We start from the raw sequence: 13,318 nt of genomic DNA, 5'->3' as shown, positions 1-13,318 counted from the left end.
GTGCTTCAGCTCGCGATCGCGGTGATCAGCTCGCCGTTGCTGGTGTCACCCGACAGTTCCCAGAAGAACGCGCCGCCGAGCCCCTGGTTGCGGGCGTAACTGATCTTGCCCGCGATGGTGCTCGGGGTGTCGTAGCTCCACCATTCGTTGCCGCAGAAGGCGTACGCCGTGCCCGCGACCGTGCCGGTGGCCGGGCAGCGGGTCTTGAGGAGCTTGTAGTCCTCGATGCCCGCCTCGTACTTGCCCTGCGCGGCGCCCGTGGCCGTGCCGCCCGGCGCGGCCTGCGTGACCCCGGTCCAGCCGCGGCCGTAGAACCCGATGCCCAGCAGGAGCTTGCTCGACGGCACGCCCTTCGACTTCAGCTTCTGGATCGCGGCGTCGGAGTAGAAATCCGCGGTGGGAATGCCGTCGTAGGACGTCAGCGGCGAGTGCGGGGCGGTCGGGCCGGTGGTGGCCCAGGCACCGAAGTAGTCGTAGGTCATGACGTTGTACCAGTCGACGTACTGCGCGGCGCCGGCGTAGTCGGCCGCGTCGAGCTTGCCGCCCGACGTGCCGTCACCGGTGATCGCGGCCGTGACGAGCTTGCTGCCGAACTTCGCCCGCAGCGCCGCCATCAGGTTCTTGAACGCGGCCGCACCGCTGGTGTCGCAGGAGAGCCCGCACGCGTTCGGGTACTCCCAGTCGATGTCGATCCCGTCGAAGACCCCGGCCCAGCGCGGGTCGTTGAGCAGGTTGTAGCAGGAGTCGGCGAACGCAGCGGGGTTCTGCGCGGCCTGCGCGAAGCCGCCGGACCAGGTCCAGCCGCCGAACGAGTAGATCACCTTGAGCCCGGGGTGCATCGCCTTGAGGCGTTTGAGCTGTCCGAAGTTGCCCCGCAGGGCACCGGCGTCCCAGGTGTCGGCGACCCCGTCGACGCTGTCGGCGGCGGAGTACGCCTTGTCATAGGCGGCGTAGGTGTCGCCGATCGCGCACTGACCGTTCGTCACGTTGCCGAACGAGTAGTTGATGTGGGTCAGCTTGGCCGCCGAGCCGCTCGTCTCGACGTTCTTCACGTGGTAGTTGCGGTCGTACACGCCCCATTCGGTGAAGTAGCCGACGACCTTGCCGACGGGAGCGGACGAGGCCTGCGGGGCGAACGTGACCGTGATCAGCGCGGCCGCGAGCACTCCCGCGGCGGCGAACAGCTTGCGGTTCCGGAACATGCTTCCTCCCCGACCGGAGGGAAAGGGACGAACAGCACGTTAATTTGGACTAGACCAGTAGCTCAATGGTCCAGTCCACTATTCCCGACGAAAGTAGCACCGGGAACACGAACCGTCACCGGCAGCGGAACGGGCCGTCACCGCGATGGCGGTGGCGGCCCGTTCCGGGGAAGAACTCAGCCGAAGAAGACCTCGGCCTCCTGGTAACGCTCCGACGGCACGGTCTTCAGCTCCGCCGTCGCCTCCGCCAGCTTCACGCGGACGATGTCGGTCCCGCGCAGGGCGACCATCACGCCGAAGTCGCCGTCGCGCACCGCGTCCACCGCGTGCAGGCCGAAGCGCGTGGCCAGCACCCGGTCGTACGCCGTCGGCGTGCCGCCGCGCTGGACGTGCCCGAGCACCACGGCGCGGGACTCCTTGCCCGTGCGCTCCGCGATCTCGTCGGCCAGCCAGGTGCCGATACCGCCGAGCCGGACATGCCCGAACGCGTCCTTCTCGCCGCTGGTCAGCACTTCCGCGCCGCCCTCGGGCAGCGCGCCCTCCGCGACCACGATGATCGGCGCGTACATGCGCTCGAACCGGCGCTCCACCCACTCCACGACCTGGTCGACCGAGAACGGCCGCTCCGGCACCAGGATCACGTTCGCGCCACCGGCGAGGCCGGAGTGCAGCGCGATCCAGCCCGCGTGCCGGCCCATGACCTCGACGACGATGGCGCGGTAGTGCGACTCCGCCGTGGTGCGCAGCCGGTCGATCGCCTCGGTGGCGATGTGCACCGCGGTGTCGAAGCCGAACGTGTAGTCGGTGGCGGCGAGGTCGTTGTCGATCGTCTTGGGCACGCCGACGACGCCCACCCCGTCGTCGGTCAGCCGCTTCGCGACGCCGAGGGTGTCCTCGCCGCCGATCGCGACCAGCGCGTCGATGCCCTGCTCGGCCAGGGTCGCCTTGATCTTCTCGACCCCGCCCTCCTCCTTGTACGGGTTGGTACGGGACGAGCCGAGGATGGTGCCGCCGCGCGTGAGGATCTCCTCGACGTCGTCGAGGCCGAGCGGCCTGCTGTCCCCGGTCATCGGGCCCCGCCAGCCGCTGCGGAAGCCGACGACCTCCCAGTCGTGGACCTCGATGCCCTTGCGCACGACCGCCCGGATCACCGCGTTCAGCCCGGGGCAGTCGCCGCCACCGGTCAGCACCCCGACTCGCATGGGTACCCGCCCTTTCGAAAGTTGTCCTGGTCACACTTCTCGGCGCCAGCGTAGCCGGATCCCGCCTTGATCGGTCAAGGGCCCAGGGCCTTTGGTAGGGTCGCGTCCGTGCAGCGGTATTTCTGGTTTGGCGGACCGGCCCTGGGTGGGCCAGCCGGCGAACTCGCCGCGCGCTGAACCAGCCACCCACGAGCCGGAGAACGAAGACCGGCTCGGTGGCACGACACGGCGGCCGGTCGCGAAAGGACCGAAACCCGCCATGCAGCTCGCCGCAGGCCCCGCGGAAACCCTGGCGTCGCTCGACGACCAGCGCACCGTCGGCATCAGCCCGCTGATTCCCCCCGCCCTGCTCCGCCAGGAGCACCCGATGGACGCCGCCGTCGCGAAGACCGTCGCCGAAGGCCGGGCCGCCACCGTCGACATCCTCAACGGGACCGACGACCGACTGCTCGTCGTCGTGGGCCCGTGCTCGGTGCACGACCCCGAAGCGGCCGTCGACTACGCGCTCCGGCTCGCCGAGAAAGCCGGCGCGCTGCGCGACCGGCTGCACGTGATCATGCGGGTGTACTTCGAGAAGCCGCGCACCACGCTGGGCTGGAAGGGCCTGATCAACGACCCTGGGCTGGACGGCAGCTACGCGGTCAACCAGGGCCTGCGGCTGGCCCGCAGGCTCCTGCTCGACATCTCCGCGCTCGGGCTGCCGGTGGGGTGCGAGTTCCTGGACCCGATCACGCCGCAGTTCATCGCCGACACCGTCAGCTGGGGCTCGATCGGCGCGCGGACGGCGGCGAGCCAGGTGCACCGGCAGCTGTGCAGCGCGCTGTCCATGCCGGTGGGCATCAAGAACTCCACCGAGGGCGACGTGCAGGTGGCGGTGGACGCGACCCGCGCGGCGGCGGCGAGCCACGTGTTCCCCGGCATCAACGCGGACGGGCTGGCGGCGCTGGTCACGACCGCGGGGAACCCGGACTGCCACGTGATCCTGCGCGGCCACGCGGGCGGCCCCAACTACGACGCGGAGACCGTGGCCGACACCCTCGCGCGGCTGCGCCGTGGCGGGTTGCCGGAGCGCGTGATCGTCGACGCTTCGCACGGCAACAGCGGCAAGGACCACGTGCGGCAGGCGGAGGTCGTGCGGGAGCTGGCGGTGCGCATCGGTGCCGGGGAACGCGGGATCGTCGGCGTGATGCTGGAGAGCTTCCTGGAGGCCGGGCGGCAGGACCTGGTGCTGGGGCAGGCGGCGGAGCTGACCTACGGGCAGTCCATCACCGACGCCTGCCTCGACTGGCCCACCACGGCGGAGCTGCTGGACGAGCTGGCGGGCGCGGTGGCGCGGCGCTGAGCGCGAGGTGGACCCGGGCGCGTCCCGGGTCCACCGCTCAGCGGCGCGTCCGGACCTCTTCGATGATCCGCCACCGCTCCAGGTTGAAGCGCGCGTCGGCGAGGGCGTCGTGCGCGTCGGCGGGTGGGGCGGGCAGCTTGGGCTTGCCCGCGTCCTCCCAGCGTTGCCTCAGGTCACGCGTGAAGCGCGGCAGCTGCCGCGGCAGGGCGGGCATCGGGCCCCACAGCTGCGCCAGCGCGACGTGGTCGTAGGCCGCGTACCAGGCCCACAGCTCGATCCCACCCGGCGGTTTGCCGAAGAAGTCCAGCAGGTCGGCGCGGATCTTCTCCCGGCTGCGCCACGCCGGGTCGGCGGGCGACGGGAGCTTCGGCAGCACGTTCTCGCGCACCCACTGCCCGGCCCTGCCCGGGTCGAAGTCCGTGGAAACCGCGTAGAACTCCCGGCCCCGCTCGTCCACGACACCGATCGACACCAAATCGATCGTCACGCCGTCCTCGATGAACTCGGTGTCGTAGAAGAATCGCACCGAAGCACCCTAGGTCAGGACGCCTTCGTCTCCGGTACCCGGTCCGCTTCGCGCGCCGTCTGCACGGGCACGGCGGGACGCACGCCCGCGGCCTCCGCCGCCATCAGCTCCTTCGCGCGCGCCGCGTAGATGTCGACGTACTCCTGGCCCGACAGCTCCATCAGCGCGTACATGATCTCGTCGGTGATCGAGCGCTCCACGAACCGGTCGCCCTGCAGCCCCTCGTACCGCGAGAAGTCCAGCGGCCTGCCGAACCGGATCTCCAGCCGGCGCGGGCGCCACATCTTCGAGCCGATCGGGTTGACCTTGTCGGTGCCGATCATCGCCACCGGGATCACCGGCACCCCGGCCTCCAGCGCGATGCGCGCGACCCCGGTCTTGCCCTTGTGCAGCCGCCCGTCCGGCGAACGCGTGCCCTCGGGGTAGATGCCCAGCAGGTTGCCCTCACGCAGCAGCCGGATCGCGGTGTCCAGCGCGGCCTGCGCCGCGGTGCCACCCGAACGGTCGATGGGGATCTGACCCACCCCGGTGAAGAACCACTTCTTCAGCCGGCCCTTGATCCCCTTCTCGGTGAAGTACTCGGACTTCGCGGGGAACGTGACGCGCCGGCGCACGCGCAGCGGCATGAAGAACGAGTCGGCGACCGCGAGGTGGTTGCTGGCCAGGATCGCGCCACCGGTCTCGGGGATGTGCTCCGTGCCGGTGACCTTGGTGGGCCACAGCGTGCGGAGCAGCGGACCCAGCAGCACCCACTTGAGCAACCGGTACAGCACTGCGCTCCGCCCTCCCACCGCCGATCGGCCGCCGTCCAGGGTACGAATCCCGGCCGGGCGAGCACAACGCCCGGTCACCCTGGTGCGCGCGATCTCACAGGCGGGCATGTTCTGGCGGGTGCGCGCGTGCGACGATGGAGACCGGGTCAGGTCGGGGAAGAAGGGCGGACGGACATGCCCGTGCTGGCGGGTGCGGAGCCTTTCTCGCACACCGGATCGGTCGAAGCCGGTGTGCTGCTGTGCCACGGCTTCACCAGCACACCGCAGAGCATGCGGCCGTGGGGCGAGTACCTCGCCGAGCGCGACTTCACCGTGCGCTGCCCGCGCCTGCCCGGCCACGGCACCGCGTGGCCGGAGCTCAACCGCACCACCTGGCCCGACTGGTACGGCTGCCTGCGCACGGAGCTGCTCGCGCTGCGGGAGACGTGCGAGTCGGTGTTCGTGTTCGGGCTGTCCATGGGCGGCACGCTGGCGCTGCGGCTGGCGCAGGACTTCGGCGAGCAGATCGCGGGCCTCGTGCTGGTCAACCCGTCGGTGACGACGCTGCGGCGGGACGCGAAGCTGCTGCCGCTGCTGGGGCGGGTGCTGCCGTCGGTGCCCGCGATCGCGAACGACATCGCCAAACCCGGCGCCACGGAGCTGGCCTACCCCCGCACCCCGGTGCGGGCGGCCGCGAGCCTGGCGCAGCTGTGGCGGCTGGTGCGCGCCGACCTGCCGAAGGTCACCCAGCCGCTGCTGCTGTTCCGCTCCCGCGTCGACCACGTGGTGGAACCGGTGAACGCGCGGCTCGTCCTGGAGGGCGTGCGCAGCGAGAATGTCACCGAGGTGGTGCTGGAGCACAGCTTCCACGTGGCTACCCTCGACCATGACGCCCCGCTGATCTTCGAGCGCAGCGTCGAGTTCGCACAGGAGCAGGTGGGATCCCGATGAGCTCGCACGGTACCGACCCCGACGACGTGGACGCGACGTTCGCGGCCATCGTCGCGGACCTGCGCGCGGAGGGCATCGGCGAGTTCGTCGACGAGCCGGTCGAGCCCAAGCCGGAGAAGACGCCGCCCGCCGAGCCCGAGCAGCCCGGGACGTCGTGGCGCGGCGGTGGCACGCAGTGGGAGGACACCGTCCTCGGCGAGGACCCGGCGGACGACGACGAGCACTACGTCCCGCCCGAGCCGCCGCCGCTGCCCCGGCCGGGGAAGGGCGCGTTCGTCGTGCTGCTGTTCTTCGTCGTCGGGTTGTTCCTGCTGATCGCGCCCACCCTGATCGGGATCAGCGCGGCCGTCGGCACCCCGCTGGGCATCCTCAGCCTCGCCACCGCGATCGCGCTCCTGCTGTTGCGGGTCAAGCAGGGGCCGCCGGACGGCGCGGACCCGACGAACGGCGCGCAGGTCTGAATGCACATCGACTTCTCGCCGTCACGCAGGTCGACGGTGGGGGCGGAGTGGGAGCTCGCCCTGGTGGACCGCCGCAGCGGAGAGCTCTCCTCCGTCGCCGAGCGGATACTGGAGGCCGTCCGTCCCGACGGTCAGGACGAGCATCCCAAGATCAAGCAGGAGCTGCTGCTCAACACCATCGAGATCATCACGGGCGTGTGCGACACGGTCGGTGAGATCGCGGCCGACCTCACCGAGTCGCTGGACACCGTGCACTCGGTGATCGACCCGCTGGGCGTCGAGCTGTTCTGCGCGGGCACGCACCCGTTCTCGCCGTGGTACCAGCAGAAGGTCACCGACAAGGCGCGGTACCAGAAGCTCATCGACCGCACCCAGTGGTGGGGCAGGCAGATGCTGATCTACGGCGTCCACGTGCACGTCGGCCTGGACTCGCGCGCGAAGGTGCTGCCCGTGCTCGACGCGTTGCTGAACTACGCGCCGCACCTGCAGGCGCTGTCGGCGTCCTCGCCGTACTGGGGCGCGGAGGACACCGGGTATGCGTCGAACCGGGCGCTGATGTTCCAGCAGCTGCCCACGGCCGGGCTGCCGTTCCAGTTCCGCGAGTGGTCGGAGCTGGAGAACTACGTCGACGACATGTTCAAGACCGGCGTGATCGACGCCTTCTCCGAGATCCGCTGGGACATCCGGCCGGCCCCGCACTTCGGCACGATCGAGATGCGGGTGTGCGACGGGCTGCCCACGCTGGAGGAGGTCACCGCGATCGCGGCGCTCACCCAGTGCCTCGTCGACGACTTCAGCCGGCGGCTGGACGACGGCGAGCAGCTGCCGTGCCTTCCGCCGTGGCACGTGCAGGAGAACAAGTGGCGGGCCGCGCGCTACGGGCTCGACGCGATCGTGATTCTCGACGCGGCGGGCAAGGAACGGCTGGTCACCGAGGACATCTGGGACGTGCTCGACCGGCTGGAGCCCGTGGCGCGGCGGCTCGGCTGCGTGGCCGAGCTACGCGGGGTCGAGACGATCCTGCGGTACGGGGCGAGCTACCAGCGGCAGCGCGCGGTGGCGAAGGAGCACAACGGGAGCCTCAAGGCCGTGGTCGCGTCGCTGGTGGCGGAGATGCGGGACGGGATTCCGAAGTGACGCCCAGGGTCGTGATCGCGCCGGACAAGTTCAAGGGCAGCCTGCCCGCCGACGAGGTCGCGGACGCGATCGCCGCGGGGCTGCGGCGGGTGGTGCCGGACGTCGAGACGCTGGAGTGCCCGATCGCCGACGGCGGCGACGGCACGGTGGCGGCGGCCGTCGCGGCGGGGTTCTCGTTCGTGCCGGCGGAGGCGACCGGGCCCGCCGGGGAACGGGTGCGGACGGGCTACGCGCGCCGCGGTGACACGGCGGTCGTCGAGCTGGCGGCGGTGTCGGGGTTGAGCATGCTGCGCGAGCCGGCTCCGTTGACTTCGAGCACGCTCGGGGTGGGCGAGCTGATCGCGAAGGCGCTCGACGACGGGTGCACCCGGATCGTGCTGGGCCTGGGCGGCAGCGCGAGCACGGACGGCGGCGCGGGTCTCGTGCGCGGGCTGGGCGCGCGGCTGCTGGACGCCTCGGGCGCGGAGATCCCGTTGGGCGGCAAGGCTTTGCTCGACCTGGCGAGAATCGACCTGAGCGGGCTGCGGCGGGCGGAGGTCGTGGTCGCGAGCGACGTGGACAACCCGCTGCTGGGCGAGCACGGGGCGGCGGCGGTGTACGGGCCGCAGAAGGGCGCGACGCCGGAGGACGTGGCGCTGCTGGACCGGGCGCTGGCGCATTTCGCCGCGGTGGCCGGCACTCGGTTCGCGGACGCGCCGGGCGCGGGGGCGGCGGGCGGCACGGGGTTCGCGGCGCTGGCGTTGCTGGGAGCGACGTTCCGGCCGGGGATCGACGTGGTGCTGGAGATGACGGGTTTCGCCGACAAGCTGCCGGGCGCGGACCTGGTGATCACCGGCGAGGGTTCGTTCGACGAGCAGACGCTGCGCGGCAAGGGCCCGGCGGGAATCGCCGCGCGGGCGGACGGAATTCCCGTGGTGGCGGTGGCGGGGCACGTCGCGCTGGACGTGGAAACCCTGCGGCGGCACGGGTTTTCGGCGGGGTACGGCCTGACGGACATCGAGCCCGACGTGCAGCGCTGCATGACCGACACGGCGGCCCTGCTGGAGCGGCTGGCCACCACCGTCGCCAGGGACTGGCTCTAGCCCGCGAACATCGTCTTCCACTCGTCGAGGTTCTGGGGGCGGTAGACGAAGTTGTTCTCCCGCACCGAGGACAGGTTCGCCGACGGCGCGGCGGAGTACTGGTGGCCCGGGAAGACGACCGGGTCGCCGGGGAGTTCCGCCAGCGCGCGGAGGCTGTGGTACATCGCTTCCGCGTCGCCGCCCGGGAAGTCGGTGCGGCCGCAGCCTTCGAGGAACAGCGTGTCGCCCGCGACGAGCCGGTCTTCGAGGAGGAAGCACTGGCTGCCCGGGGTGTGGCCGGGCGTGTGCAGGAGCCGGATCGGGATGTCGCCGACGTGCACCACGTCGTCGTGGTCGTGGCCGGTGAGGTCGGTGCCGGACACGCCGGTGACGCGCTGGACCCACTCGGCCTCGTTGCGGTTGACGTGCACCGGCACGGGCTCGCGGGCGAGCAGCTCCGCGAGCCCGGCGAGGGTGAAGCCCATCATGCTGCCGCCGACGTGGTCCGGGTGGTGGTGGGTGGCCAGCACGCCGGTGAGCCGCATGTCGTCGGCGGCGAGCACGTCGAGCAGGTCGCCGACGGCGTAGGCCGGGTCGACGACGACCGCTTCCCGCGTCTCCCGGTCCCCGATCAGGTAGGCGAAGTTGACCATCTGCGTGGCCACCGGGTCGCCGACGGCGAAGTCGCGGCCGGACAGCAGCTGGCGGAAGTAGAGGCGGTCCTGCATGGCGCCCAGCGTATCCGGGCGGACGCCTCAGGCGAACGGCGTCTCCGGGCGCTCCTGCTTCACGCCGTCGACGAAGACGTCCACCTTCTCGTCGTAGAAGCAGACCAGACCCTGCACCTTCTGGCTCTCCGGCAGCGGCGTCCGGTAGTACCAGACCACGTCCTCGTGCAGCTTGTCGCCGACGCGGACCGAGTAGTACTCCGCCTCGCCCTTGTAGGGGCAGCGCGTGATCGTGTCGCTCGGTTCGAGCAGGTCGAGGCGCACGTCCGTCTTCGGCAGGTAGTACCGCGTCGGCAGGCCCGTCTCGAACAGCAGGCGCGGGTTGCGCGACTCGGCCACGGTGACTCCGTCGATCTCGATCCGGACGTGCCGCGAGCCGGCCAGGATGTCTACGCGCTTGTGCGGGTCGCGGGGGTGGACGTAGATCTCCTCGTCCTCCTCGAACCAGCTGTCCATGGCCGCGAAGTCGAGGCGGACGTGGTCGCGCAGCTCGGGCGGGTCGTCGTAGGACACCGCCGCGTCGACCGCCTCGCGCTCGCCGGCCCGGACGGTCGCCTTGCCGTCGCCGGAGGGGACGAGCACGCCGTCGGCGAAGTCCTCCCTGGGCAGGTAGTAGGCCGGGTAGTACTGGTGCTCCCAGACGAGCAGGGGCCGGATCGTGTCGGCGATGACCCTGCCCCCGAAGGCCACCCGCACCCGCTTCGCACCACGCTCGACCTTGACCGGTTCCATGACGGGGCCAACCCCGTGGGCCGGGGTTTTATTTCCCCGGCTCGGCGCTGACCACCCGGTTTGCCCCTGCGGACACGGGGTATCTGGGACACATGACGTTGCCCGAGGAGGACCGGCTCCGCACGCTGCTGTCCGAAGTGGACTTTCCGTGCGACCGTGCCGAACTGCTGCGGAAGGCGGCCGCGAACGGCGCCGACGACGCCACCCTCGGCCATCTCGGCTGCCTGCCCGACGACTCGTACCCGAACCTCGACGCGGTGGCGCACGCGCTGACCGAAGCCGGCTGACGCATGCGCCTCGCGAGAAGCGACCTGGGCAAACCCGGTATCCGGCGCCGCAGGAGCGGAAAGGGCTTCCGCTACTTCACGCCCGAAGGCGAGCCGCTGCGGGACGAGGAGACGCTGGAGCGCGTACAGGGCCTGGTGATCCCCCCGGCGTGGCGCAAGGTCTGGATCTCGCCGCGGCCGAACGGGCACATCCAGGCCGTCGGCATCGACGACGCCGGGCGCAAGCAGTACCTCTACCACGAGCAGTGGCGCCGCGAGCGCGACGAGGCCAAGCACGACCGCGTGCTGCGGCTCGCCAAGTGCCTGCCCGCGTGGCGCAAGCAGGTCGCCGACGACCTCGGCGAACGCGGGCTGACCAAGAAACGCGTGCTCGCCGCCGCGCTGCGGATGCTCGACCGCGGCGTCTTCCGCACCGGCAGCGAGGAGTACGCCGAGGCCAACGGGACCCGGGGCGCGGCCACGCTGCTCAAGACCGACGTCGCCGTGCGCGGTGACGAAATCACCTTCTGCTACAACGCCAAGGGCAGCATCGAACGCAACCACAGCATCACCGACCCCGAGCTGGCGAAGGTCATCAAGAAGCTGCTGCGCACCGAGTCCGGTTCGGACCGGCTGCTGGTCTACAAGGACGAGCTGGGGTGGCACGAGCTGCACGCCGACCAGATCAACGAGCGCTTCAAGGAGATCGCGGGCGAGGAGTTCACGGGCAAGGACCTGCGGACCTGGCACGCGACGGTGCTCGCCGCGGCGGCGTTCGCGGCCGCGGGGCCCGTCAAGTCCAAACGGGGACTGCAGCGCACCCAGGCCGCGGTGATGCGGGAGGTCGCCGAGAACCTGGGCAACACCCCCGCCGTCGCGAAGCGCTCCTATGTGGATCCGCGGGTGGTCGCCGCCTACGAGGAGGGCGCCACGGTCGAGCGGGCCCTGCGCAGGCTCGGGGACACGGGCATCCGCGGGGACGAGGACCGCGAAGTGCTGGAGCGGGCCGTGATCAGGCTGCTCGTCAAGCGGCCGCATGTTTGACCCCTCCTGCTGGAGGTACCACGTTCGAGTGTGGTTGCTGAGACTGCCCGGTGTCTACCGCCCGCAGGCGGACACCCGGTTGCTGTTGAGCGCGTTGCGGGACGCCCGGCTGGGCCACTCGGCCCGGGCTTTGGATCTGTGCACCGGGACGGGCGTCGCGGCCATCGCGGCGGCGCGCGAGGGTGCCGGGCGGGTGACCGCAGTGGACCGGTACCTGCCTGCCGTGCTGAGTGCCCGGTTCAACGCCCGGGTGCGTGGTCTGCCGGTCCGCGTGCTGCACGGCGATCTGTCCGCCGTGGAGGGCCAGTTCGACCTGATCACCGCCAACCCGCCCTACGTGCCCTGCCCGTCGCTGGAACCGGCGCAGGGCGCGGCGCTGGCCTGGGACGCCGGGCTCGACGGGCGCGAGTGCCTCGACACCCTGTGCGAGCGGGCCGCCGACCTGCTCGCCCCCAACGGGACCATGCTCATCGTCCACTCCGCGCTCTGCGGTGTGTCCCAGACCCTGGAATCCCTGCGTGACAAGGGTTTGAAGTCGTCCGTCGTGGCCCGCGCGCTGGAGCCGTTCGGCCCGGTGATGCGGGAACGCGTCGAGTACCTCGAAAGCTCCGGGCTCATCGAGCCGGGCGAGCGGACCGAGGAGCTGGTGGTGATCCGTGCCGACCGCATCGAACGCTGAACCGCGCCGCGTGACCATCGAACCGGGTGGCCCCATCCTCGTCGACGGGCCGGTGGAACTGGAGCTGCCCGACGGGACCACGGTGTGCTCGGACCGGTTCCGGGTCGCCGTGTGCGCGTGCCGCCGGAGCAAGCGCTATCCGTTCTGCGACACCAGCCACCGCAGGAAAGTCCGCCGCTGACGGAAAGAGGGGCCTCGCCGGATCGGCGAGGCCCCTTCGCTTTCAGAACCGCAGTGACGACTGCCCCGAATGCCACGCCGACAGCACGTGCGTGGCGAACCGGGCCTCGACGAGGTTCGTGGCCTGGATCCCGAACACCACGTCCTCCGCCAGCTCCGGCTCGTCGGCCAGCAGCCCGCCGATCACCTCGTGCCGCATGACCTGCTCGTGCACGGCGTCGGCCTCGATGTGCTCGGTGTAGAACAGTTTGCACGCGTCCGGGGCGCCGAGGCGGTCCAGCGCCTTCTCCATCCGCATCGCGCTCGGCGCGGTGGTGATCTCCGCGGCCGCGAAGTGACCCACGAGCGCGGCGCGCAGCCGCCGGTGCAGCCCGAACAGCGACATCAGGTTGACCACCGCGAGCATGCACCCCGGCGCCTGGTCCAGGTACCGCAGGTAGCCCGAGTCGAGCCCGGCCGCGTCCAGCAGGTCCGCGTACAGCTGCGCGTGCACGCGCTCGGCCCGGCCGCCGCCGTACTCGTCGAACTCGACCGCCACCAGCGCGGCCTTCGCCCTGCCCCGCAGCCGTGGGATGACCCACGCGTGCGGGTCGGCCTCCTTGAGGTGGTAGATCGACCGGTGCGTCAGGTACTCCCGCATCTGCCACCACTCGCCGCGGTCGGCGAGGTAGTGGCTGACCCCCGTGCCGTCGACGGGTTCGACGAGCAGCTCGTCGAGCTCGCCCTGGACGTCGTCGCCGCCCGCGACCGCCGCCCGCAGCCCGGCCAGGAACACCCGCTCCATCGCGCCACGCAGGCGCAGCAGCTCCGGGTCCCACTCCCAGTCCGGGTCCACGCCGGGAAAGCCCTGGTAGTGCAGCTCGTAGCACACGTGCAGCGCCAGCTGGAGGTCCTCGCCGAACGGATCGGCGTCCCCGACCTCCCGCAGCTCGGGGAAGTCGCCGCGCTCGTCGTGGCGCAGCGAGTCCAGCACGGCCTCGGACAGCGGGCCGCGCGCGTCCGGCAGTACCGCAACAGCAGTCGTCATAACGGGTGAATACCCGCGTTGTCCTGCT

Annotated in this window: 16 protein-coding genes; 9 read left to right on the top strand and 7 right to left on the bottom strand. The window is 71.2% G+C overall.

Annotated features, from left to right (window positions below):
• Positions 1 to 5: 5 nt before the first annotated feature.
• Both FHX82_RS23155 and FHX82_RS23150 read right to left on the bottom strand, forming a co-directional pair.
• Positions 6 to 1,202, bottom strand: a complete 1,197-nt coding sequence (locus FHX82_RS23155) for a glycoside hydrolase family 18 protein (RefSeq protein ID WP_145938659.1) — start codon at positions 1,200 to 1,202, stop codon at positions 6 to 8.
• Between the two features lie 176 nt (positions 1,203 to 1,378).
• Complete coding sequence (locus tag FHX82_RS23150; protein ID WP_145938658.1) at positions 1,379 to 2,404, bottom strand: 6-phosphofructokinase; 1,026 nt, start codon at positions 2,402 to 2,404, stop codon at positions 1,379 to 1,381.
• Between the two features lie 259 nt (positions 2,405 to 2,663).
• Between FHX82_RS23150 and FHX82_RS23145 the strand changes: the two genes are divergently transcribed.
• Positions 2,664 to 3,746 carry a 3-deoxy-7-phosphoheptulonate synthase gene (locus FHX82_RS23145; RefSeq protein ID WP_145938657.1) on the top strand — a complete coding sequence of 361 codons (1,083 nt, stop codon included), beginning with the start codon at positions 2,664 to 2,666 and terminating at the stop codon, positions 3,744 to 3,746.
• Positions 3,747 to 3,783: 37 nt separating this feature from the next.
• Here the strand turns inward: FHX82_RS23145 and FHX82_RS23140 are convergent, their stop codons facing one another.
• Positions 3,784 to 4,272: a polyadenylate-specific 3'-exoribonuclease AS gene (locus FHX82_RS23140; RefSeq protein WP_145938656.1), complete on the bottom strand. Its 489-nt coding sequence runs from the start codon at positions 4,270 to 4,272 to the stop codon at positions 3,784 to 3,786.
• 14 nt (positions 4,273 to 4,286) lie between these two features.
• A complete protein-coding gene (locus FHX82_RS23135) occupies positions 4,287 to 5,045 on the bottom strand; it encodes a lysophospholipid acyltransferase family protein (RefSeq protein WP_145938655.1) in 759 nt (252 codons plus the stop codon).
• Between the two features lie 174 nt (positions 5,046 to 5,219).
• On the opposite strand from FHX82_RS23135, the gene FHX82_RS23130 reads away from it, so the two are divergent.
• The 4 genes from FHX82_RS23130 to FHX82_RS23115 are packed head-to-tail and all read left to right on the top strand — an operon-like array spanning position 5,220 to position 8,655.
• Positions 5,220 to 5,975 carry an alpha/beta hydrolase gene (locus tag FHX82_RS23130; protein WP_145938654.1) on the top strand — a complete coding sequence of 252 codons (756 nt, stop codon included), beginning with the start codon at positions 5,220 to 5,222 and terminating at the stop codon, positions 5,973 to 5,975.
• Positions 5,972 to 6,436 (top strand): hypothetical protein, encoded by a 465-nt coding sequence (locus tag FHX82_RS23125; protein WP_145938653.1) that lies wholly within the window; start codon positions 5,972 to 5,974, stop codon positions 6,434 to 6,436. The genes FHX82_RS23130 and FHX82_RS23125 overlap by 4 nt, the downstream gene beginning before the upstream one ends.
• Positions 6,437 to 7,573 carry a glutamate--cysteine ligase gene (locus FHX82_RS23120; RefSeq protein WP_145938652.1) on the top strand — a complete coding sequence of 379 codons (1,137 nt, stop codon included), beginning with the start codon at positions 6,437 to 6,439 and terminating at the stop codon, positions 7,571 to 7,573.
• Positions 7,570 to 8,655: a glycerate kinase gene (locus tag FHX82_RS23115; protein WP_229881433.1), complete on the top strand. Its 1,086-nt coding sequence runs from the start codon at positions 7,570 to 7,572 to the stop codon at positions 8,653 to 8,655. The genes FHX82_RS23120 and FHX82_RS23115 overlap by 4 nt, the downstream gene beginning before the upstream one ends.
• Here FHX82_RS23115 and FHX82_RS23110 read toward each other — a convergent pair.
• Both FHX82_RS23110 and FHX82_RS23105 read right to left on the bottom strand, forming a co-directional pair.
• Positions 8,652 to 9,362, bottom strand: coding sequence for an MBL fold metallo-hydrolase (locus FHX82_RS23110; RefSeq protein ID WP_145938651.1), 711 nt, complete (start codon positions 9,360 to 9,362; stop codon positions 8,652 to 8,654). The two genes, FHX82_RS23115 and FHX82_RS23110, sit on opposite strands and share 4 nt — an antisense overlap.
• A 27-nt stretch (positions 9,363 to 9,389) precedes the next feature.
• A complete protein-coding gene (locus FHX82_RS23105; protein ID WP_145938650.1) occupies positions 9,390 to 10,094 on the bottom strand; it encodes a DUF427 domain-containing protein in 705 nt (234 codons plus the stop codon).
• A gap of 92 nt (positions 10,095 to 10,186) precedes the next feature.
• Between FHX82_RS23105 and FHX82_RS23100 the strand changes: the two genes are divergently transcribed.
• From FHX82_RS23100 to FHX82_RS37155, 4 genes are read left to right on the top strand one after another with little or no spacing between them, the layout of a single operon-like run.
• Positions 10,187 to 10,381, top strand: coding sequence for a DUF2795 domain-containing protein (locus tag FHX82_RS23100; RefSeq protein WP_145938649.1), 195 nt, complete (start codon positions 10,187 to 10,189; stop codon positions 10,379 to 10,381).
• Positions 10,382 to 10,384: 3 nt separating this feature from the next.
• A complete protein-coding gene (locus FHX82_RS23095; RefSeq protein WP_145938648.1) occupies positions 10,385 to 11,404 on the top strand; it encodes a DNA topoisomerase IB in 1,020 nt (339 codons plus the stop codon).
• Positions 11,405 to 11,432: 28 nt separating this feature from the next.
• A complete protein-coding gene (locus FHX82_RS23090) occupies positions 11,433 to 12,083 on the top strand; it encodes a HemK2/MTQ2 family protein methyltransferase (protein WP_229881431.1) in 651 nt (216 codons plus the stop codon).
• Positions 12,061 to 12,264 carry a CDGSH iron-sulfur domain-containing protein gene (locus FHX82_RS37155; protein WP_145938646.1) on the top strand — a complete coding sequence of 68 codons (204 nt, stop codon included), beginning with the start codon at positions 12,061 to 12,063 and terminating at the stop codon, positions 12,262 to 12,264. Before FHX82_RS23090 ends, FHX82_RS37155 begins: the two co-directional genes overlap by 23 nt.
• Positions 12,265 to 12,306: 42 nt before the next feature.
• Here the strand turns inward: FHX82_RS37155 and FHX82_RS23080 are convergent, their stop codons facing one another.
• Positions 12,307 to 13,290 carry an iron-containing redox enzyme family protein gene (locus FHX82_RS23080; RefSeq protein WP_145938645.1) on the bottom strand — a complete coding sequence of 328 codons (984 nt, stop codon included), beginning with the start codon at positions 13,288 to 13,290 and terminating at the stop codon, positions 12,307 to 12,309.
• Between the last annotated feature and the right edge of the window lie 28 nt (positions 13,291 to 13,318).

Source organism: Amycolatopsis bartoniae, from assembly GCF_014191255.1.
Lineage (GTDB): Bacteria > Actinomycetota > Actinomycetes > Mycobacteriales > Pseudonocardiaceae > Amycolatopsis_E > Amycolatopsis_E bartoniae.
Note: the sequence above shows the minus strand (reverse complement) of the source record. Positions and strands in the feature narration are given on the sequence as shown.

Bases quoted from the DNA above. Each gene is read 5' to 3' on its own strand.
- FHX82_RS23155 (WP_145938659.1), bottom strand. From the start codon at position 1,202: ATGTTCCGGAACCGCAAGCTGTTCGCCGCCGCGGGAGTGCTCGCGGCC.
- FHX82_RS23150 (WP_145938658.1), bottom strand. From the start codon at position 2,404: ATGCGAGTCGGGGTGCTGACCGGTGGCGGCGACTGCCCCGGGCTGAAC.
- FHX82_RS23145 (WP_145938657.1), top strand. From the start codon at position 2,664: ATGCAGCTCGCCGCAGGCCCCGCGGAAACCCTGGCGTCGCTCGACGAC.
- FHX82_RS23130 (WP_145938654.1), top strand. From the start codon at position 5,220: ATGCCCGTGCTGGCGGGTGCGGAGCCTTTCTCGCACACCGGATCGGTC.
- FHX82_RS23125 (WP_145938653.1), top strand. From the start codon at position 5,972: ATGAGCTCGCACGGTACCGACCCCGACGACGTGGACGCGACGTTCGCG.
- FHX82_RS23120 (WP_145938652.1), top strand. From the start codon at position 6,437: ATGCACATCGACTTCTCGCCGTCACGCAGGTCGACGGTGGGGGCGGAG.
- FHX82_RS23110 (WP_145938651.1), bottom strand. From the start codon at position 9,362: ATGCAGGACCGCCTCTACTTCCGCCAGCTGCTGTCCGGCCGCGACTTC.
- FHX82_RS23105 (WP_145938650.1), bottom strand. From the start codon at position 10,094: ATGGAACCGGTCAAGGTCGAGCGTGGTGCGAAGCGGGTGCGGGTGGCC.
- FHX82_RS23100 (WP_145938649.1), top strand. From the start codon at position 10,187: ATGACGTTGCCCGAGGAGGACCGGCTCCGCACGCTGCTGTCCGAAGTG.
- FHX82_RS23095 (WP_145938648.1), top strand. From the start codon at position 10,385: ATGCGCCTCGCGAGAAGCGACCTGGGCAAACCCGGTATCCGGCGCCGC.
- FHX82_RS23080 (WP_145938645.1), bottom strand. From the start codon at position 13,290: ATGACGACTGCTGTTGCGGTACTGCCGGACGCGCGCGGCCCGCTGTCC.